Genomic DNA, 19,742 nt, shown 5'->3' with positions numbered 1-19,742 from the left:
ACACGGTCCGACGCGGAACGAGCGTCCGCGTCAATCCCCTCGACGACGTCGGATCGGAACCGATCCGACGTCACAGTGCTATTCCGCCGCCACCGGCATCCGCGCCATCTCCATTTCGCGCAGGGCCCGGCGGTATTCCACCGGCATCACCTTCACGAACTTGGTGCGGTAGCCGGCCCAATCTTCCAGAATCGCCTTGGCACGCGGGGAACCCGTGTACTTCAGGTGATTGGTGATGAGCTGGCTCAGGCGCTCTTCGTCGTGCCCGGACATGTCAGCGAGGATGTCGACGCGCCCCTTGGTCTCGAGGTCGCCGTCCTGGTGGAAGCGGCGCATGACGTCGTCCTCCTCCTCGACGGGTTCGAGATCGACCATGGAGAGGTTGCAGCGGGCGGCAAACGAACCGTCCGCATCGAGCACGTAGGCGATGCCGCCCGACATGCCGGCCGCGAAGTTGCGCCCGGTCTCGCCGATGGACACCACGACGCCGCCGGTCATGTACTCGCAGCCATGGTCGCCCATGCCTTCGACCACGGTGATGGCGCCTGAATTGCGGACGGCGAAGCGCTCGCCGGCCGAACCGCGGATGTAGCATTCGCCCGCGATGGCCCCGTAGAGCACCGTGTTGCCGGCCATGATCGTCCGCCAGGCGGGCGACCGCAGCGCGTCGCTCGGCCGGATGATCAGCTTGCCGCCCGACAGCCCCTTGCCGACGTAATCGTTGGCGTGGCCCGTGAGAACCACGGTGATGCCGGCGGCGAGCCATGCCCCGAAGCTCTGGCCGGCGGTGCCGGCGAGGTTCACCGTGATGGTGTCGTCGGGCAGTCCCTCATGGCCGTAGCGCTTGGCGACGACGCCGGAGAGCATCGCGCCCGCGGTGCGGTCCGAGTTCCTGATGACCTCGTTGAGCACCACCGGCTCGGCGGTCTCGATGGCGGCCTTGGCGCCCTCGATCAAGCGACGGTCGAGCACCGTGTCGATCGGATGCTTCTGCTTCTCCGTATGGCGGATCGCCACGTCGGGGCCGACATCGGGACGATGGAACAGCTTCGAGAAATCGAGGCCTCGCGCCTTCCAGTGGTTGATGACCTCCAGCGTGTCGAGGAAGTCGGAGCGGCCGATGAGGTCTTCGAGCTTGGTGTAGCCCATCGCCGCCATCAGCTCGCGCAACTCCTCCGCCACGAAGAAGAAGTAGTTCACCACATGCTCGGGCGTGCCCTTGAAGCGCTTGCGCAGGACGGGGTCCTGCGTCGCCACGCCCACCGGGCAGGTGTTCAGGTGGCACTTGCGCATCATGATGCAGCCGGCCGCGATGAGCGGCGCGGTGGAGAAGCCGAACTGGTCGGCGCCGAGCAGGGCCGCGACGAGCACGTCGCGACCGGTGCGGATGCCGCCATCGGCCTGCAGCACGACACGGCCGCGCAGGTGGCTGAGCACCAGGGTCTGCTGGGTCTCGGCGAGACCCGTCTCCCAGGGACCGCCCGCATGCTTGATCGAGGTCAGCGGCGCGGCGCCGGTGCCGCCGTCGAAGCCCGAGATGGTGATGTGGTCGGCGCGCGCCTTGGCGACGCCGGTGGCGACCGTGCCGACACCGACCTCGGACACGAGCTTCACCGACACGTCGGCCGCTGGGTTCACGTTCTTCAGGTCGAAGATGAGCTGGGCCAGGTCCTCGATGGAGTAGATGTCGTGATGCGGCGGCGGCGAGATCAAGCCGACGCCGGGGGTGGCGTAACGGACCTTGGCGATCTTGGCGTCGACCTTGTGGCCGGGCAGCTGGCCACCCTCGCCGGGCTTGGCGCCCTGCGAGACCTTGATCTGCATCATGTCGGCATTGACGAGATATTCCGTCGTTACGCCGAAGCGGCCGGAGGCCACCTGCTTGATCGCCGAGCGGCGCGAACGACCGTCGGCCATCGGCTTGAACCGCTCGACCTCCTCGCCGCCCTCACCGGAATTCGAACGACCGCCGAACGAGTTCACCGCGATGGCGAGGGTCTCGTGGGCTTCCTTCGAGATGGACCCGTAGGACATCGCGCCCGTGGCGAACCGCTTGACGATGTCCACCGCCGGCTCGACCTCGGAGATGTCGACGGGCGCCCGGCCGAGCTCGGCCGCCTGCTTGATCCGGAACAGGCCGCGGATGGTCTTGAGGTGGTTCTCCTGCTCGTTCACCAGCCGGGCGAACTCGCGGTAGCGCTCGGGCAGGCCGAGGCGCACCGCGTGCTGCAGGGTCGCCACCGAATCCGGCGTCCAGGTATGGCTCTCGCCGCGCAGGCGGTAGGCATACTCGCCGCCGACATCGAGGGCATGGCGGAAGACCGGGGCATCGCCGAACGCGTCGGCATGGCGCCGGGCGGTCTCCTCGGCGACCTCGGCCATGCCGATGCCTTCGATGGTGGTCTTGGTGCCGAAGAAGTCACGGGCGACGAAGGACGAGTTCAGGCCGATCGCGTCGAAGATCTGGGCGCCGCAATAGGATTGATAGGTCGAGATGCCCATCTTGGACATGACCTTGAGCAGGCCCTTATCGATCGACTTGATGTAGCGGTAGACGATCTCGTCGTCGGTGAGATCCGGCGGGAACTCGGCCTTCATCGCGATCACGGTCTCGAAGGCGAGATAGGGGTTGATGGCCTCCGCGCCGTAGCCGGCAAGACAAGCGAAGTGATGCACCTCGCGCGGCTCGCCGGATTCGACCACGAGACCGACCGAGGTGCGAAGCCCCTTGCGGATCAGGTAGTTGTGCACCGCCGCCGTGGCCAGCAGGGCGGGGATCGCGATGCGATCCGGCCCGACGCCGCGGTCGGTCAAGATGATGATGTTGTAGCCGCCGCGCACCGCCGCCTCGGCCCGGTCGCAGAGCCGGTCGACCGCGCCTTCCATGGCGACGGCGCCTGACTCTGCCGGGAAGGTCATGTCGAGGGTCTTGGTGTCGAAACGGTCCTCGAAATGCGAGATCGAGCGGATCTTCTCCAGATCGCCGTTGGTCAGGATCGGCTGACGGACCTCCAGGCGCTTCTTGCGGGAGGCGCCTTCCATGTCGAGCAGGTTCGGGCGCGGCCCGATGAACGAGACGAGGCTCATCACGGCCTCCTCGCGGATCGGGTCGATCGCCGGATTGGTGACCTGGGCGAAGTTCTGCTTGAAGTAGGTGTAGAGGGGCTTGGGCTTGTCGGAGAGAGCCGAGAGCGGCGTATCGGTCCCCATGGAGCCGACCGCCTCCTGGCCGGTGACGGCCATGGGCGCCATCAGCAGCTTGAGGTCTTCCTGGCTGTAGCCGAACGCCTGCTGGCGATCGAGCAGCGACACGTCGGAGCGCGAGGCGCGCGGGATGACCGGCTTCAGGTCTTCCAGCACGATCTGGGTGTTCTTCACCCATTGCGCATAGGGATTGGCCGCCGCGAGCTCGCTCTTGATCTCCTCGTCGGAGATGATGCGGCCCTTCTGCAGGTCGATGAGCAGCATGCGGCCCGGCTGCAGGCGCCAGGATTCGACGATGCTCTCGTCCGGGATCGGCAGGACGCCCATCTCGGAGGCCAGCACGACGAGGCCGTCTTCCGTGACGATGTAGCGGGCGGGGCGCAGGCCGTTGCGGTCGAGGGTCGCGCCGATCTGGCGGCCATCGGTGAAACAGACGGCGGCGGGGCCGTCCCACGGCTCCATCAGCGCGGCGTGATATTCGTAGAACGCCTTGCGCTCTTCGCTCATGAGCGGATTGCCGGCCCAGGCCTCCGGGATCAGCATCATCATGGCATGGGCGAGCGAGTAGCCGCCCTGCACGAGGAATTCGAGGGCGTTGTCGAAACAGGCCGTGTCGGACTGGCCCTCGTAGGAGATCGGCCAGAGCTTCGAGATGTCGTTGCCGAACAGATCCGAATCGACACTGGCCTGGCGTGCCGCCATCCAGTTCACGTTGCCGCGCAGCGTGTTGATCTCGCCGTTATGGGCGACCATCCGGTAGGGATGCGACAGCTGCCAGGTCGGGAAGGTGTTGGTGGCGAAACGCTGGTGCACGAGGGCGAGGCCCGAGACGTAGCGCTCGTCCTGCAGGTCCTTGAAGTAATGGCCGAGCTGCGTGACCAGAACCATGCCCTTGTAGACGATGGTACGGGTCGAGACGGAGACCGGGTAATAGGCCTTCACGCGCGGATCGTTGAGGCCGTAGACCTTGTTCGAGATGACCTTGCGCGCGATGAACAGACGGCGCTCGAAGGCGTCCTCGTCCGTGATCGCGGCCGGGCGGCCGATGAAGACCTGCTTGTGGTGCGGCTCCGTCTCCTTGACGCGCACGCCGAGGTCGCTCGAATCCACCGGCACGTCGCGCCAGCCGAGGAAGGGAAGCCCTTCGTCCTGGAGGGCCTTCTCGACGATCTCCTCGACGATGCGGCGGCCTTCCTCGTCCTTCGGCATGAAGAACTGCCCGACGCCGTAATGGCCGGGCTCGGGCAACGCGATGCCGAGGCCCTCGCACTCCTCCTTCAGGAGGAAATGAGGGATGTGGGTGAGGATGCCGCAACCGTCGCCCATCTTCGGATCGGCGCCGACGGCGCCGCGATGGTCGATGTTCTCGAGGATGAGCAGGCCCTGCGCCACGATGGCGTGGGTGCGCCGGTCATGCATGTCCGCCACGAAGCCGACGCCGCAGGCATCGCCTTCGCGGGCGGGATCGTAGAGGCCCTGCTTGGGCGGGAGAGCGTGATCGCGGACGACGAGCGGCGCGACGCCGTCCCGCGTGGCGGGGATCGGGTTCTGGACGACCCCGGCAACCTCAGATGCGGCCATGTTCATAACCCCTCAGCCTCGTTCGTCCGTGCCCGCATGCGAGCATGTTTCATGCCCAAATGCCATCCGGCACTCAGGCTCCGTCCTCGACGCGGTCGGATTCGGGCAGGGTCTTCGGTGAGGAAGCGCCCGCTCTCCGCGGGCTCAGCGCCGGCTTGAATTCAAGCCGTGCGGGCCCGGATCGCCGCGATGGCGACCGGCTTGGAATCTCGTTTTTTCGTGAGATTCGACACCCGCTCCAGACCTTCCACGTTCCTCGAAGGCACTTCGTCCCCGGCGATCGCTCGCCGTAGGGACGCCCCGCCAAAAATGGGACAGCCGTACTGTCCTAATTATGGAAGGTGACAGATTTTAAACGGTCCAGCAAGAGGCTCGCGCGCCCGATGGACAGGTTTGATGCGCCATGCGACGCCGCGACCGGCCGAGGCGCAAGGCAGCCTATGAACAGCACTCGCCCCCTCGCCGAATGGCGGCGGATCGAGGCCGCCCGCGACTTGCCGCGCTTCACCCGTATTCCCGCCCCATTCGGGCAGTCTACAGGGCTTGCCAAGCACAAGCGGCATGCGGGGTGATGGACCGCACGGAGACCTCCTTAGACCTGCGCCAACAGTGGGCTACGGAACGACGACACTTCATCGAGACGAGGCACCATGGAATCGAGCCGCAGGGCGCCTGTGCGCTTCCATACGATAAGCCTGACCATGCTGGCGGGGTTCATCACCCTGTCGGCACTCGGGACGGGCACGGCCCAGGCACAGTACGGCTACGAGCCCGATCCGTTCCTTCCACCCCGTGCCGTGGTCTGGCGCCTCAACGACCGGGGCTTCACCGAAGTGACGCGGCCGCGATTCGACGGCCGGGCCTATATCGTCGAAGCGACCGGCCCCTATGGCGACAGGGTCCGGTTGTTCGTGGATGCACGGGACGGCGCCGTTCTCGACCGCCAGCGGCTTGGTGTCCCGATGCAGCCGGCACCGGTTCCGGTCGCCCGTCCGGCGGCGCCCGGCTATGGCTGGACCGAAGCGGACGAGCAGCCCCGTCGACCGATGCGCGAGGCGGAACGGCTGGTTCCTCCCGGCAGGATCCCGAGCCAGGATAGCATCGGCCGGCAGCCGCGTTACGACGTGGCGGCGCGCCCCGAGTCCACCACCCGCGCCGAGCCCTCCGACCGCAATCCGCTGGGCTTGAACCCGGATGCCCGGTCCGGCGACGTCAGACGCCCGGGGGAAGCAGCACCTGCCCGCAAAATCACCAGATTGGCCCCGCCGGCGAAACCGGCCGCGCCCCGGCTCGCGCCGGAAGCCCCCTCGCCGTCGCCCGCGGACGCAGCGTCCGACGCTCGGGCCAGCACGCCGCCGGTCGCCGCCATCGAGCAGCCGAAGGCCGAGCCAACGACGCCGGCTGCGAATCAGCCCCGCCGCGACACGGCGCAGGCTCCGTCATCCGCCAAGTCTCAGACCTGGAGCGACCCGCCGTCTGACAGGAAGGCCGTTCGGGTCATCGGCGGCGCGACGGTGGTGCCGGGATCGACCGACAAGGATCAGCAAGGCGACCGTCCGGCCGAATAGCCGGCACCTCGATTTCCGCCATGCCGACAAAAGGCGTCGAGCCATGAGGGCTCGGCGCCTTTTTCTTCGAAACGCCTCCGGCCGTTCAGCCGGCGTCGCTGGCGCCGGCACCCTGGAGGTGCGGATCGTTGGTGGCCGCCCGAACGGGGCTGTCGTTCTGGTCCGGGGAGGTCGTGATCGCCTTCAACGCCAGCGGATCGAGGCCGCTTCCCTCCGTGGGGCCATGCGCTTCGAGGGCGCGGCGCATCTTCGGCGTCCAGAACGCGACGATGTGCTTGTGAATGCCGGCGACCGCCTCGTCATCGGGGTAGGATCGGAAGAAGCCCGCGATCTGGTTCGCCATGCGGACGAGCTTGTCGTTGGTGGTCAGGGCGCTCATGGGACTGGCTCTGGTCGACGGGTGAAGGGGGCCGCGCGCCTCTAGCGCTCGGCTGCAAGGAGAAGGCGTTCGCGGCCGGTGAAGACCGTGAGGGTGTCAGACCGGGCGATGGCGCAGAGCGTCATGTCGTGCAGGCGCGCCCGGTCGATGGCCAGCGATGTCGGGGCCGAGATCGCCACGAGGATCGCGGCGCCGAAGGTCGCGGCCTTTTCGACCATCTCGAACGAGCAGCGGCTGGTGATGACGACGAACCCCTCGCGTGGGTCGGTCCGCTCCCGCATCAGCGCGCCGATCAGCTTGTCGAGGCCGTTATGGCGGCCGACATCCTCGCGCAGGGCAAGAAGGTTGCCGTCCCGATCCGCCCAGGCCGCGGCATGGACGGCGCGGGTCGTGTGGTTGAGAAGCTGCGCGTCGCCCATTCCAAGCAGGGCGCGCTGGATCGATTCGATCCCGACCGCCTGCACCGCATGAGCACGCGGCTCCGCCTTGGGCAGGGCGGCGAGATCGTCGATCCCACAGACGCCGCAACCGGTGCGCCCGGAGATGGCGCGTTTCCGGGCAAGGTGCTCGCGCAACCGCCCCGGTGCGAGATCGACCACGAGGCGCAATCCCCCGTCTCCGTCCTCCACCCGGACCGACCTGATCTCGTCGACGGACTCGACGATTCCCTCGGTGAGGCTGAACCCGTAGGCGAAATCCACGAGGTCGGACGGGGTCGTCATCATGACCGCGTAGGGGACGCTGCCATAGACGAGGTTGACGGGCATCTCGACGGCAAGATCGCGATGCCCTTCGCGGGCCGTGGGGTCGTCGTAGGCCACGACCAGGGTCGGGACACGCCGGCTCGTCGGAGCCGGCGTGTCGCTCTCGTTCAGATCGTTCCGTTCACTCGGCAGCATTCAATTGCGTCGCGATTCTCGTGAGCGAGAAGTCCTCCTCGAAGAACTTCGCCTGCCAATCCGACGGCCGGTTGGTCCGTCGCACCTGCACCGCCGTCACCTTATACTCGGGGCAGTTGGTGGCCCAGTCCGAGAAGTCGGTGGTGATGACGTTGGCGCCGGTCTTGGCGTGGTGGAACGTGGTGTAGACCACGCCCGGCTGCATGCGCTCGGAGACGATCGCCTTGAGGGCGATGTCGCCGGAACGGCTCTCCAAGGCCACCAGATCGCCGTGGACGATGCCGCGCACCTCCGCGTCGAACGGGTGGATCTCCAGCACGTCCTCCTCGTGCCAGCGCGAGTTCTCCGTGCGGCGGGTCTGCGCGCCGACATTGTACTGCGACAGGATGCGGCCGGTGGTGAGGATGAGCGGGAAGCGCGGGCCGGTGCGCTCCTCGGTGGCCACGTATTCCGTGATCATGAACTTGCCGAGGCCGCGCACGAAGCGGTCCACGTGCATCATCGGCGTGCCGTTGGGGGCGGCGTCGTTGCACGGCCACTGGATCGAGCCGAGCTCGTCGATCTTGGCGAAGCTCACGCCCTTGAAGCTCGGGGTGAGCGAGGCGATCTCGTCCATGATCTCGCTGGGATGCGAGTAGTTCATCGGGTAGCCCAGCGCGTTGGAGAGCAGGATCGTGCCCTCCCAATCGCCGTAGCCGGCCAGCGGCGGCATCACCTTGCGCACGCGGCTGATGCGCCGCTCGGCATTGGTGAAGGTGCCGTCCTTCTCAAGGAACGACGCGCCCGGCAGGAAGACGTGGGCGTATTTCGCCGTCTCGTTCAGGAAGATGTCCTGGACGACGATGCATTCCATCGCCATCAGGCCGGCGGTGACGTGGTGCGTGTCGGGGTCGGACTGGGCGATGTCCTCGCCCTGGATGTACATGCCCTTGAAGGCACCATCGACGGCTTCGTCGAGCATGTTGGTGATGCGCAGGCCCGGATCCTTGTCGAGCTGGACGCCCCACAGGGATTCGAAGGTCTCGCGGGTGGCATCGTCCGACACGTGGCGGTAGCCCGGCAGCTCGTGCGGGAACGAGCCCATGTCACAGGAGCCCTGGACGTTGTTCTGGCCGCGCAGCGGATTCACACCGGCGCCCAGCATGCCGATATTGCCGGTGGCCATGGCGATGTTGGCCATGCCCATGACCATGGTCGAGCCCTGGCTGTGCTCGGTGACGCCCAGACCGTAATAGATGCCCGCGGCCCCGCCGGTGGCGTAGAGGCGGGCGGCACCCCGGATGTCCTCGGGGTTCACGCCGATCTTGTCGGCCTGGGCCTCGGGCGAGTGACGCTCCTCGGCGATGAAACGCGCCCAGGATTCGAAGTCGCCGAGATCGCAGCGCTCGCGGACATAGGCCTCGTCGATGAGCCCTTCCGTTACGATGACATGCGCCATCGCGTTGATGAAAGCGACGTTGGAGCCGGGCTTCAGCGGCAGGTGATAATCGGCCTCGATATGGGGCGACTTCACCAGGTCGATCCTGCGCGGATCGGCGACGATGAGCTTGGCACCCTCACGCAGGCGCTTCTTCATCCGCGAGCCGAAGACCGGGTGACCGTCCGTCGGGTTGGCGCCGATGACGAGGATCACGTCGGAATGCGCCACCGAGGCGAAGTCCTGCGTGCCGGCCGAGGTGCCGAGCGTCGACATCAGGCCGTAGCCCGTGGGTGAATGACAGACGCGGGCGCAGGTATCGACGTTGTTGTTGCCGAAGGCGGCGCGCACGAGCTTCTGGACGAGATAGGCTTCCTCGTTGGTGCAGCGTGACGAGGTGATGCCGCCCACCGAATCCTTGCCGTACTTGGCCTGGATGCGCTTGAACTCCGACGCGGCGCGGTCGATCGCGACCTCCCACGACACTTCCTGCCAGGGGTCCGTGATCTTGTCGCGGATCATCGGCTTGGTGATGCGGTCCTTGTGGGTGGCGTAGCCGTAGGCAAAGCGGCCCTTGACGCAGGAATGGCCCTCGTTGGCCTTGCCGTCCTTGTAGGGGACCATGCGGACGATGCGGGTGCCCTGCATCTCGGCCTTGAACGAGCAGCCGACGCCACAATAGGCGCAGGTGGTGACCTCGGAATGGTCCGGCTGGCCATGCTCGATGATCGACTTCTCCTGCAGCGTCGCCGTCGGACAGGCCTGGACGCAGGCGCCGCAGGACACGCATTCGGAATTGAAGAAGTCGGTGGGGCCGGCAGCCACGCGGCTGTCGAAGCCACGGCCCGAGATCGTCAGCGCGAAGGTGCCCTGGGTCTCTTCACAAGCGCGGACGCAGCGATTGCAGACGATGCACTTCGACGGATCGTAGGTGAAATACGGGTTGGACGTATCCTTGGCCAGGTACTGGTCCGAGGTCGGCTTGACGTGGTTGGCACCGTCATAGCCGTAGCGCACGTCGCGCAGGCCGACCGCGCCGGCCATGTCCTGCAACTCGCAATCGCCGTTGGCGGCACAGGTCAGGCAGTCGAGGGGGTGATCGGAGATGTAGAGCTCCATCACGCCCTTGCGGAGCTTGGCGAGCTTGTCCGTCTGGGTCGAGACCACCATGCCGTTCTCGGCTGGGGTGGTGCAGGAGGCGGGCGTGCCGCGCCGCCCCTCGATCTCCACGAGGCAGAGGCGGCAGGAGCCGAAGGCTTCCAGCGAATCGGTGGCGCAGAGCTTGGGGATCTGCGTGCCGGCATGCATCGCCGCCGCCATCACCGAGGTGCCGGCGGGAACGGTCACGCTCATGCCGTCGATGGTGAGGGTGACGGTCTGCTCGTTCACCCGGATCGGGGTGCCGTAATCGATCTCTTTGATGAGGGCCATGGGTCGCGCCTCCTTATTCAGCGGCCACGGACATCGGTCCGCGCTGCTGGAAATCCTCGGGGAAATGGGTGATCGCGCTCATGACGGGCATCGGTGTGAGGCCTCCCATGGCGCAGAGCGACCCATCGGTCATGACGTCGCAAAGGTCGGCCACGACGGCGAGATTCTCGGTGGGACGGATGCCGGCGATGACCTTGTCCATGGTCTCGACGCCGCGCGTCGCGCCGATGCGGCAGGGGGTGCACTTGCCGCAGGATTCCACCGCGCAGAACTCGAAGGCGAAGCGAGCCTGCTTGGCCATGTCCACGGTGTCGTCGAACACGACGATGCCGCCATGGCCGACGAGGCCCTTCTTGGCCGCCATCGCCTCGTAATCGAGAGGCGTGTCGAGGAGATGGTCGGGGAAGTAGGCCCCGAGGGGGCCACCGACCTGCACGGCGCGGACCGGACGGCCGCTCTGCGTGCCGCCGCCGAAATCCTCGATGATCTCGCGCAGGGTGATGCCGAAGGCGAACTCGATGAGGCCGCCATGCTTGATGTTGCCGGCGAGTTGGATCGCCAGCGTGCCGAGCGAACGACCCATGCCGTAATCGGCATAGGCCTTGGCGCCGTGCTCCAGGATGTAGGGCACGGCCGTGAAGGTCATGACGTTGTTGACGAGGGTCGGCTGACCGAGGAAGCCCTTGAGTGCCGGGATCGGCGGCTTGGCGCGGACGATGCCGCGACGACCCTCCAGGCTCTCCAGCAGAGAGGTCTCCTCGCCGCAGATATAGGCGCCGGCGCCCAAGCGCACTTCGAGATGGAAGGCCTTGCCCGAGCCCGCCACGTTCTCGCCGAGATAGCCGGCGGCCCGGGCATTGACGATCGCTTCCTTGAGCGTCGCGAAGGCCTGGGGATATTCGGACCGCAGGTAGATGTAGCCGCGCGTGGCACCCGTCGCGATGCCCGCGATGGTCATGCCCTCGATGAGGTTGAAGGGGTCACCCTCCATCATCATCCGGTCTGCGAAGGTGCCGGAATCGCCCTCGTCGGCATTGCAGACGACGTATTTCTGCTCGGACTGGGCGAGCATAACCGTGTTCCACTTGATGCCGGCGGGGAAGCCGGCGCCACCGCGTCCGCGCAGACCGGAATCGCGCACCTGCGCCACGATGCCGGCGGCATCGAGCTTCAGCGCGGCATCCAGCCCGTTATAGCCGCCATGCGCCCGGTAATCCTCCACCGAGACGGGATCGATCACACCGCAGCGATGGAAGGTCAGGCGCTGCTGACGGGCGAGATAGGTCATCTCCTCGGGCTTGCCGAGGCGAAGGGCATGCTCGCCGCCGTTCACCAGACCGGCATCGAGAAGGCCGTCGACATCGCCGGGAGTGACGGGACCGTAGGCGATGCGGCCCTCCGGGGTCGCGACCTCGACCATGGGCTCGAGCCACAGCATCCCGCGCGAGCCCGTGCGGACGATGGTGACGTCGAGGCCGCGGCGCTCGGCGCCGGCGAAGATCGCGCGGGCGACACGGTTGGCGCCGAGACCGAGGGCGACGGCGTCGCGCGGGACATAGATGGTGATGCTCACGACTTCATCTCCGTGAGGGCCGATTCCAGGGAATCTGCGGTGAGGCGCGCGAGCGGCTCATCGTCGACCAGGGCGCCCGGACCGTTGGCGCAGAGGCCGAGACAATAGACGGGCTCCACGGTGATCTGACCGTCAGGCGTCGTCCCGTGCCAATCGATCCCGAGGCGGGCGAGAATGTCGGCATGCAACGCGTCCGAGCCCATGGCCTGGCAGGCCTCGGCCCGGCACAGCTTCACCTGATGCTTGCCCGAGGGAGCGCGACGGAAGTCGTGGTAGAACGTGATGCAGCCGTGAACCTCGGCCCGGGACAGGTTCAGCGCATCCGCGATCAGCGGTACCGCGCCCTCGTCCACGTAACCGAAGGTCTCCTGCAAGGCGTGGAGGATGGGGAGCGTGGCGCCTTCGAGATGCGTATGGTCGGCGATGATGCCGGCCGCACGCTGCGCGCTCCAGGGCTCGTGCTGCAGCATTGTTCCTACCTAGTGAACTTGTTGTCGTTCCAAGGTGGTATATCTCCGAACGTGAATCAATCGCGCGGTTCGGTCGGTCGACAATGCTTTTTTGTTATAATTCTATTGTGCGCTGCGAAAGGGCAGTGTGACGAGTGAGTTGCGGGGCAGCCCGTCAGAGCGAGGCGATGTCGTCGGCGACGGTGGGAGCGATCGCCTGGGCCTCGACGATGAGCGCGGCGCAGAGGGGCGTCATCGGGTCCCGTTCCGGCACCACCAGCCCGATCATGTGGCTCACGTCGGGCTCACCGATCGGAACGGAGCGGACGCGCTCACTCAGGCGGAAGCTGTCGGCGAGGACAGCGGGCATCACGCTCGCCCATTTCGCCGTGCGGACATGGGTGAGCAGCACGATCATCGAATTCGACTGGAGCAGCGGCGCGGCATCCCGCCCGGCATTGTGCAAGTGACCGTCGATGATGCGGCGGTTCTGCATGTCCGGCGTGAGCAGGCACAGGGGCAGACGACCGACCTCCTCCCAGCTGACCGAATCCCTCTTGCCGTAGACGCCGTCGATGGCCGTGAGCAGGCGGTAGCGCTCGCGGTAGAGTGGCACCGCGATGACTTTCCCGAGGGGCTCGTTCTCCAGATAGGTGATTCCGGCGTCGATCTCGTGGTCGGCGATCAGCCGGCCGATCTCGCCGGAGGTCGTCGAGTGGACGGAGAACCGCACGTCGGGATGGCGGGCACGGAAGGGCGTCGTCAACGAGGCGACGATGGGCGTCGCGGTGGGAACCGCCGCGAGCCGCAGGGTACCCGACAAACCTCGGCGCAAGCTGGCCACTTCTTCCCGCATGGCGCGCGCGTCGCCGACGATCCGGCGTGCCCAATCGAGGACGCGCTCGCCTTCCGGGGTGAACCCCTGGAAGCGGGACCCGCGCTCCACCAGCAGGACGCCGAGTCGCTCTTCGAGCTGCTTCACCCCGGCCGACAGGGTTTGCTGAGACACGTTGCAGAATTGCGCCGCCCGGCCGAAATGCCGCTCGCGGGCCAAGGCAAGGAGGAATTCGAGACGCTCGATCACCGCCGGGACCCTATCGTGTTCATCCCCGTTCCGGCCTTCGGCGCGTTCGAAACCTGGATGGGCACGGGCATCCTCGCACGGGATCAAGCCCCCTCCATAGCGGGAACGGCGCTATACTGGCGACGGATTCAGCCCCGAAGACGGCTGTAAGATAAATTTAAGTTCGCCGCCGAGCAAAATCGCTTTGAACCCCGCTCGTCATTCGGGCTCCCTTCGGCCTGGACTACGGGGAAAGCCTCATCCATGCGACGCTGTTGCGGTTGCGCCGTCGACCTCCATGTGGTCTGACACCGGCAATGCCGGCCCGAAATACGTGATCGAGGCTTGCCTTTCCCGTTGAGCTAGGACTTGCGCGCGACGTCAAAAGTCGCAAGACGCTGCGGGACGACGTAGAACGATACCAAGGGGAGCCACGAGAGGCACATGCGGACCACGCAGGCGCAACACCGGTCATCATGGGGACTTGCTGCGGGCGCTTTTGCTGCGCTCGGCACCGCCCTCGTTTCTACAGCCGCTCTGGCGGCGGGCATCGGCCAGCCCGAGCCGTGGCAGATGGACCGTCAGGTCGCCGTCACAGAGAACGCGCGGGACATTCACACGTTCGAGCAGGGGATGCACTGGCTCTCCTTCGGCATCTCGGCCTTCGTGCTGGGCCTGATCGTCTATTGCATCTTCAAGTTCAACGCGAAGGCGAACCCGGTCCCGTCCAAGACCACTCACAACACCATGATCGAAATCGCCTGGACCATCGTCCCGGTGCTGATCCTGGTGGCGGTGGCCATCCCCTCGTTCCGCCTGCTGCGCACCCAGCTCTCGGACCCCAAGGCCGACGTCATCATCAAGGTGATCGGTCATGCCTGGTACTGGTCCTACGAGTACCCGGCCGTGGAGAACGGCGGCGGCTTCACCTTCGATGCCAATATCGACGAAGACAAGCAGCCCAAGCTGCTGGGCACCGACAACGACATGGTCGTTCCGGTGAACAAGATCGTGAAGATCCAGGTGACCGCGGCCGACGTGCTGCACTCCTGGGCGATGCCGTCCTTCGGGTTCAAGATCGACGCGATCCCCGGCCGCCTGAACCAGTTCTGGTTCAAGGCCGAGCGTGAGGGCACCTATCACGGCCAGTGCTCGGAGCTCTGCGGCGCACGCCACGCCTACATGCCCATCACGGTGCAGGTGGTGAGCGACGAGGCCTACGCCGCTTGGCTCGCCGAGGGGAAGACCAAGTTCGCCCGCCTCGATGAAGGTTCGAAGTTCGCAGAAGCCAAGTAGCGGCTTTTTCCGGCGCCGCCCGACGGCACCGGCTGGACCGGCCCTTCACCGGGTCGGTCCATTCGCAAATCGAGAGATTTAGAGAAACCTGAACAGGGTCTGCAACGATGGCAACCGCCACAGCACAATCAGGGCATCACGACGCCCACGCCTCCCATACGCCGTCCTTCTTCGCCCGTTGGTTCCTGTCGACCAACCATAAGGACATCGGCACGCTCTACCTCCTGTTCGCGTTCTGCGCGGGCATCATCGGCGCGTTCCTCTCCTTCGGCATCCGCATGGAGATGGAAGAGCCCGGCCTGCAGTACTTCTCGAATCCCGGCACCTACAACGTGTTCGTGACCGGCCACGGCCTCATCATGGTGTTCTTCATGGTGATGCCGGCGCTCATCGGCGGCTTCGGCAACTGGTTCGTCCCGCTCATGATCGGCGCGCCAGACATGGCGTTCCCGCGCATGAACAACATCTCGTTCTGGCTGACCGTCGCCGGCTTCGCGAGCCTCGTCTGCTCGCTGTTCGTCGAAGGCGCCCCCGGAACCACCGGTGCCGGCACGGGCTGGACCGTCTACCCGCCGCTCTCCACCTCCGGCCATCCCGGCCCGTCCGTGGACTTCGCGATCTTCGCCCTCCACCTCTCGGGCGCCGGCTCGATCCTGGGCGCCATCAACTTCATCACCACCATCCTGAACATGCGCGCGCCGGGCATGACCTTGCACAAGATGCCGCTGTTCGCCTGGGCCGAGCTGGTGACCGCGTTCCTGCTGCTCCTGTCGCTCCCGGTCCTCGCCGGCGCGATCACGATGCTGCTCACCGACCGCAACTTCGGCACGACCTTCTTCGATCCGGCCGGCGGTGGTGATCCGGTGCTCTACCAGCACCTGTTCTGGTTCTTCGGCCACCCCGAAGTGTACATCATGATCCTGCCGGCCTTCGGCATCGTCTCCCACATCATCTCGACATTCTCGCGCAAGCCGGTGTTCGGCTACCTCGCCATGGCCTATGCCATGGTCGCCATCGGCGTCGTCGGCTTCGTCGTGTGGGCTCACCACATGTACACGGTCGGCCTGTCGCTCCAGACGCAGTCCTATTTCGTCTTCGCCACCATGGTCATCGCGGTACCCACCGGCGTGAAGATCTTCTCGTGGATCGCGACGATGTGGGGCGGCTCGATCCGCTTCACCGCCGCCATGCACTGGGCAGTCGGCTTCATCTTCCTGTTCACGGTCGGCGGCGTCACCGGCGTCGTGCTGGCGAACTCGGCGGTCGATAAGTACCTGCACGACACCTATTACGTCGTCGCCCACTTCCACTACGTGCTGTCGCTCGGCGCCGTGTTCATCATCTTCGCCGGTGTCTACTACTGGTTCCCGAAGATGACCGGCTACGTCATCCCGGAATGGGCCGGCAAGCTGCACTTCTGGCTGGCCTTCATCGGTGCGAACGTCCTGTTCTTCCCGATGCACTTCCTGGGTCTCGCCGGCATGCCGCGTCGTTACGCCGACTACCCGGAAGCCTTCGCCGGCTGGCACAAGGTCTCCACCTGGGGCGGTCACATCTTCGCTCTCGGCATGGTGGTGTTCTTCATCGGCGTCGTCCTCGCCTTCCGTTCGAAGGTCCGCGCTGCCGACAATCCGTGGGGCGAAGGCGCCACCACCCTCGAGTGGACGCTCTCCTCGCCGCCGCCCTTCCACCAGTTCGAGACGCTGCCGACCATCGTCGACGACCACGGTCACTGAGGCACTGCCGTCTTCACGATCGCGATCGGCTTCGAAATTACGATTGTTCTAAAACGACACTAGGGATTGCGAGGATCGCGTGAGCGGTCCTCGCTCTTTACCGGATGCCCCTCTTCACCGAGCGACATCCCGCAAAGGGCGGCGCCAGAGACGGCGTGATCCGAATTCCGGCCATACCGACAACAGTATCGGGACCCCATGACGAGCCTGTCGAACAGCGTCTCCGCTGCCGCCGAGCCGCACGATTTCGCGCCGACCCCGATGATGGTCGGTGGTGAGGTCGCGGATTTCTTCGCACTCCTGAAGCCGCGCGTGATGGTGCTGGTGATCTTCACCGCCCTCGTCGGCATGGTGGTCTCGCACGTTCACATCCAGCCCGTCGTCGGCGTGATCTCGCTCCTGATGATCGCGGTGGGCGCCGGCGCCTCCGGCTGCCTCAACATGTGGTGGGATGCCGATATCGACGCGGTCATGACCCGCACCGCGACCCGCCCGATACCCGGCGGCCGCATCCAGCCCGGCGAGGCCCTGGCCTTCGGCATCGTCCTGTCGGTGGGCTCGGTGCTGGTGCTCGGCCTCGCCTCGAACTGGCTCGCCGCTTCGCTCCTGGCCTTCACGATCGTCTTCTACGCCGTCGTCTATTCCATGTGGCTGAAGAGGGCGACGCCGCAGAACATCGTCATCGGCGGCGCTGCCGGTGCCCTGCCCCCGATGATCGGTCAGGCGGCCGTGTCGGGATCGGTGGGCATCGAATCGACGATCCTGTTCCTCATCATCTTCATCTGGACCCCGCCGCATTTCTGGGCGCTCGCGCTGATCAAGGCCGGCGAATACGCCAAGGCCGGCATCCCGATGATGCCCAACGTCGCCGGGCCGCAATCCACCCGCCGCCAGATCATCTACTACTCGATCGTGCTGTTCCCGGTGGGCCTCGCCCCGGTGTTCCTCGGCTTCGGTGGTTGGCTCTACGGAGTCACCGCCTTCATCGGCGGCCTCGGGATGCTGGCCTTCAGCGTCCATGTCTACCGCAACCGCGAGGGCGAGGCGGAACGCAAGGCCGCCCTCGGCATGTTCGGCTTTTCCATCCTCTACCTGTTCCTGCTGTTCTCGGCGGTCCTGGCCGAGCAGGGCCTCGGGCTCTACCGCGCGGTGCTCGCGTGACCTCGATGCCGGAGAAATCCACGCCGCCGCGGCGTCTGACGCCCGAGGAGCAGCAGCGCCAGCGCAGGCGCTCGATCGCCATCGCCACGGTGCTGTTCGTCCTCGTGGCCATCTTCTACGCCCTGACCATCGCCAAGCTCGGACCGCAGATCCTCAACCGCCCGCTGTGACCCGATCGACCGGACCGTTCAGCGAAGAGAGTCGGACGTCATCATGACCGACATGCCAACCAAGCGAAGCAGCACGCCGAACCGCAAGGCTTCGGTCACCGCCCTCGCCTGTGCGGGTCTGGCTATGGGAATGGTCGGCCTCGCCTTCGCGTCGGCGCCGCTCTACGACATGTTCTGCAAGGCCACCGGCTATGACGGCACGCCGCGGGTCGGGCTCGCTCCCACGCAGGTCGCGATGGACGACAGCATGGTCGTCCATTTCGACACCAATGTCGCGTCGACCCTGCCCTGGCGCTTCGTCGCGGAGACGCCGAAGATCGAGGCGCGTCTGGGCGAAACGAAGACCGTGTTCTTCCGCGTGAAGAACACGGGGACGACCCCCTCGACGGGGATCGCGACCTACAATGTTCAGCCCGGGCTCATGGGCAGCTTCTTCGTGAAGATCCAGTGCTTCTGCTTCAACGAGCAGACGTTGCAGCCCGGCGAGACGATGGATTTCCCGGTGGTGTTCTACATCGATCCGGCCGTACGCGCCGATTCGAACACCGCCCATCTGCAGGAACTGACGCTCTCCTACACCTACTTCGCGTCGAAGAACGGCCAGCCCTCGGCCGCCCTGGCGACGACGGACGGCAAGGGTGCGAAAACCAATTTCTGAGGTCGTCAAATAATTTGGCGGGACGCGTTTTGTACGCGCCAGGTTTTTTGAGGTCTCAAGCGTGACAACACTGCGCCGTCCCGATTAAGGGTTCCGGTGTAGCCGAACGTTCAGAAGGTCAGAGCCGTTCGCGGCATTGGGCCCGGGGTGAGGAGAAGAATTGAGATGGCCGAGGCGCACGCCAAGAATCACGACTTCCATATCTTGAGCCCGAGCCCTTGGCCGCTGTTGGGTGCCTTCTCCGGCTTCCTCATGGCGTTCGGCGCCGTGTTCTGGATGAAGAGCCTGCAGATCGGCACGCTCAGCCCCGGCCCCTACATCTTCGGCGCCGGCACGATCGGTGTGCTCTACGTCATGTTCTCCTGGTGGCGCGACGTCGTCCACGAGGCGAATGCCGGCGACCATACCCGCGTGGTGCAGCTTCACCACCGCTACGGCATGATCATGTTCATCGCCTCCGAGGTGATGTTCTTCGCCGCCTGGTTCTGGGCCTATTTCGAGGCGGCGCTCTACACCGCCGACCCGATCCAGACCACGCGCCTGGATTTCACCGGGGGCACCTGGCCGCCCAAGGGCATCGAGGCGTTCGATCCCTGGCACCTGCCGCTCCTCAACACGCTGATCCTGCTGACCTCCGGCACGACGATCACCTGGGCTCACCACGCCCTGCTGCACAACGACCGCAAGGGCCTTAAATACGGTCTGTGGCTCACGATCATCCTCGGCGTGCTGTTCACGGCCTGCCAGGCCTACGAGTACAGCCACGCGCATTTCGGCTTCTCGGGCAGCATCTACTCGGCGACCTTCTTCATGGCGACGGGCTTCCACGGCGCTCACGTCATCATCGGCACGATCTTCCTCGCGATCTGCCTATACCGGGTCTATCTCGGCCAGTTCACGGTCCAGCAGCATCTCGGCTTCGAGTTCGCCGCTTGGTACTGGCACTTCGTCGATGTGGTCTGGCTGTTCCTGTTCGCGTCGATCTACGTCTGGGGCGCCGGCACGGCGGCTCACTGACACCGGTCCCGCCTCATCGAGGCGAAGCGACACAGGTATGAGAATCAGGGCGGCGCGAGCCGCCCTTTTTCGTGCCATGACTGCCGGGAACCCCATATGGGACGGACGGCGGACTCGCCCGTCACCGAGGAGCAAGCATC

Annotated in this window: 15 protein-coding genes; 8 read left to right on the top strand and 7 right to left on the bottom strand. The window is 65.9% G+C overall.

Going from position 1 to position 19,742, the window contains the following annotated elements:
* Positions 1-78: 78 nt before the first annotated feature.
* Entirely contained in the window at positions 79-4,791 is a 4,713-nt protein-coding gene (gene gltB / locus ASF08_RS02210) for a glutamate synthase large subunit (RefSeq protein ID WP_056140597.1), read from the bottom strand.
* Between the two features lie 434 nt (positions 4,792-5,225).
* Here gltB and ASF08_RS25965 point away from each other — a divergent pair, with 434 nt between their 5' ends.
* Both ASF08_RS25965 and ASF08_RS02205 read left to right on the top strand, forming a co-directional pair.
* Positions 5,226-5,357, top strand: a complete 132-nt coding sequence (locus tag ASF08_RS25965; protein WP_274533759.1) for a hypothetical protein — start codon at positions 5,226-5,228, stop codon at positions 5,355-5,357.
* A gap of 129 nt (positions 5,358-5,486) precedes the next feature.
* Positions 5,487-6,353 carry a hypothetical protein gene (locus ASF08_RS02205; RefSeq protein ID WP_244474423.1) on the top strand — a complete coding sequence of 289 codons (867 nt, stop codon included), beginning with the start codon at positions 5,487-5,489 and terminating at the stop codon, positions 6,351-6,353.
* Between the two features lie 85 nt (positions 6,354-6,438).
* Here the strand turns inward: ASF08_RS02205 and ASF08_RS02200 are convergent, their stop codons facing one another.
* From ASF08_RS02200 to ASF08_RS02175, 6 genes are all read right to left on the bottom strand, one after another.
* On the bottom strand, positions 6,439-6,732 hold the full coding sequence (locus tag ASF08_RS02200; RefSeq protein WP_018044990.1) for a formate dehydrogenase subunit delta: 294 nt from the start codon (positions 6,730-6,732) through the stop codon (positions 6,439-6,441).
* 41 nt (positions 6,733-6,773) lie between these two features.
* Positions 6,774-7,631, bottom strand: coding sequence for a formate dehydrogenase accessory sulfurtransferase FdhD (fdhD, locus tag ASF08_RS02195; protein ID WP_056140593.1), 858 nt, complete (start codon positions 7,629-7,631; stop codon positions 6,774-6,776).
* The gene (gene fdhF, locus ASF08_RS02190) at positions 7,618-10,479 is read right to left on the bottom strand and encodes a formate dehydrogenase subunit alpha (RefSeq protein ID WP_056140590.1); all 2,862 of its coding nucleotides are present in this window, start codon (positions 10,477-10,479) and stop codon (positions 7,618-7,620) included. The genes fdhD and fdhF overlap by 14 nt, the downstream gene beginning before the upstream one ends.
* A 13-nt stretch (positions 10,480-10,492) precedes the next feature.
* Positions 10,493-12,052, bottom strand: a complete 1,560-nt coding sequence (locus ASF08_RS02185) for a formate dehydrogenase beta subunit (protein WP_056140587.1) — start codon at positions 12,050-12,052, stop codon at positions 10,493-10,495.
* A complete protein-coding gene (locus tag ASF08_RS02180) occupies positions 12,049-12,522 on the bottom strand; it encodes a formate dehydrogenase subunit gamma (protein ID WP_018044994.1) in 474 nt (157 codons plus the stop codon). The genes ASF08_RS02185 and ASF08_RS02180 overlap by 4 nt, the downstream gene beginning before the upstream one ends.
* A 154-nt stretch (positions 12,523-12,676) precedes the next feature.
* Positions 12,677-13,585 (bottom strand): LysR family transcriptional regulator, encoded by a 909-nt coding sequence (locus tag ASF08_RS02175; protein ID WP_018044995.1) that lies wholly within the window; start codon positions 13,583-13,585, stop codon positions 12,677-12,679.
* Between the two features lie 423 nt (positions 13,586-14,008).
* On the opposite strand from ASF08_RS02175, the gene coxB reads away from it, so the two are divergent.
* The 6 genes from coxB to ASF08_RS02145 all read left to right on the top strand — a co-directional run bounded on the left by coxB (position 14,009) and on the right by ASF08_RS02145 (position 19,602).
* A complete protein-coding gene (gene coxB / locus ASF08_RS02170; protein WP_056140584.1) occupies positions 14,009-14,860 on the top strand; it encodes a cytochrome c oxidase subunit II in 852 nt (283 codons plus the stop codon).
* 107 nt (positions 14,861-14,967) lie between these two features.
* Positions 14,968-16,596 carry a cytochrome c oxidase subunit I gene (gene ctaD, locus ASF08_RS02165; RefSeq protein ID WP_018044997.1) on the top strand — a complete coding sequence of 543 codons (1,629 nt, stop codon included), beginning with the start codon at positions 14,968-14,970 and terminating at the stop codon, positions 16,594-16,596.
* A gap of 198 nt (positions 16,597-16,794) precedes the next feature.
* Positions 16,795-17,757, top strand: coding sequence for a heme o synthase (locus tag ASF08_RS02160; protein WP_027172192.1), 963 nt, complete (start codon positions 16,795-16,797; stop codon positions 17,755-17,757).
* Positions 17,758-17,762: 5 nt separating this feature from the next.
* Positions 17,763-17,927, top strand: a complete 165-nt coding sequence (locus tag ASF08_RS25145) for a hypothetical protein (RefSeq protein WP_162238932.1) — start codon at positions 17,763-17,765, stop codon at positions 17,925-17,927.
* A gap of 43 nt (positions 17,928-17,970) precedes the next feature.
* Positions 17,971-18,585, top strand: a complete 615-nt coding sequence (locus ASF08_RS02150; RefSeq protein WP_056140582.1) for a cytochrome c oxidase assembly protein — start codon at positions 17,971-17,973, stop codon at positions 18,583-18,585.
* Positions 18,586-18,750: 165 nt separating this feature from the next.
* Entirely contained in the window at positions 18,751-19,602 is an 852-nt protein-coding gene (locus ASF08_RS02145) for a cytochrome c oxidase subunit 3 (protein WP_018045001.1), read from the top strand.
* Positions 19,603-19,742: the final 140 nt, after the last annotated feature.

This window comes from Methylobacterium sp. Leaf85 (assembly GCF_001422125.1).
GTDB classification, from domain to species: domain Bacteria; phylum Pseudomonadota; class Alphaproteobacteria; order Rhizobiales; family Beijerinckiaceae; genus Methylobacterium; species Methylobacterium bullatum.
The sequence above is the reverse complement of the archived record's forward strand: the minus strand, read 5'-3'. Positions and strand labels throughout refer to the sequence as shown.

Coding starts and splice junctions, on each gene's coding strand:
- gltB (WP_056140597.1), bottom strand. CDS start 4,791: ATGAACATGGCCGCATCTGAGGTTGCCGGGGTCGTCCAGAACCCGATC.
- ASF08_RS25965 (WP_274533759.1), top strand. CDS start 5,226: ATGAACAGCACTCGCCCCCTCGCCGAATGGCGGCGGATCGAGGCCGCC.
- ASF08_RS02205 (WP_244474423.1), top strand. CDS start 5,487: ATGCTGGCGGGGTTCATCACCCTGTCGGCACTCGGGACGGGCACGGCC.
- ASF08_RS02200 (WP_018044990.1), bottom strand. CDS start 6,732: ATGAGCGCCCTGACCACCAACGACAAGCTCGTCCGCATGGCGAACCAG.
- fdhD (WP_056140593.1), bottom strand. CDS start 7,631: ATGCTGCCGAGTGAACGGAACGATCTGAACGAGAGCGACACGCCGGCT.
- fdhF (WP_056140590.1), bottom strand. CDS start 10,479: ATGGCCCTCATCAAAGAGATCGATTACGGCACCCCGATCCGGGTGAAC.
- ASF08_RS02180 (WP_018044994.1), bottom strand. CDS start 12,522: ATGCTGCAGCACGAGCCCTGGAGCGCGCAGCGTGCGGCCGGCATCATC.
- coxB (WP_056140584.1), top strand. CDS start 14,009: ATGCGGACCACGCAGGCGCAACACCGGTCATCATGGGGACTTGCTGCG.
- ctaD (WP_018044997.1), top strand. CDS start 14,968: ATGGCAACCGCCACAGCACAATCAGGGCATCACGACGCCCACGCCTCC.
- ASF08_RS02160 (WP_027172192.1), top strand. CDS start 16,795: ATGACGAGCCTGTCGAACAGCGTCTCCGCTGCCGCCGAGCCGCACGAT.
- ASF08_RS25145 (WP_162238932.1), top strand. CDS start 17,763: ATGCCGGAGAAATCCACGCCGCCGCGGCGTCTGACGCCCGAGGAGCAG.
- ASF08_RS02150 (WP_056140582.1), top strand. CDS start 17,971: ATGACCGACATGCCAACCAAGCGAAGCAGCACGCCGAACCGCAAGGCT.
- ASF08_RS02145 (WP_018045001.1), top strand. CDS start 18,751: ATGGCCGAGGCGCACGCCAAGAATCACGACTTCCATATCTTGAGCCCG.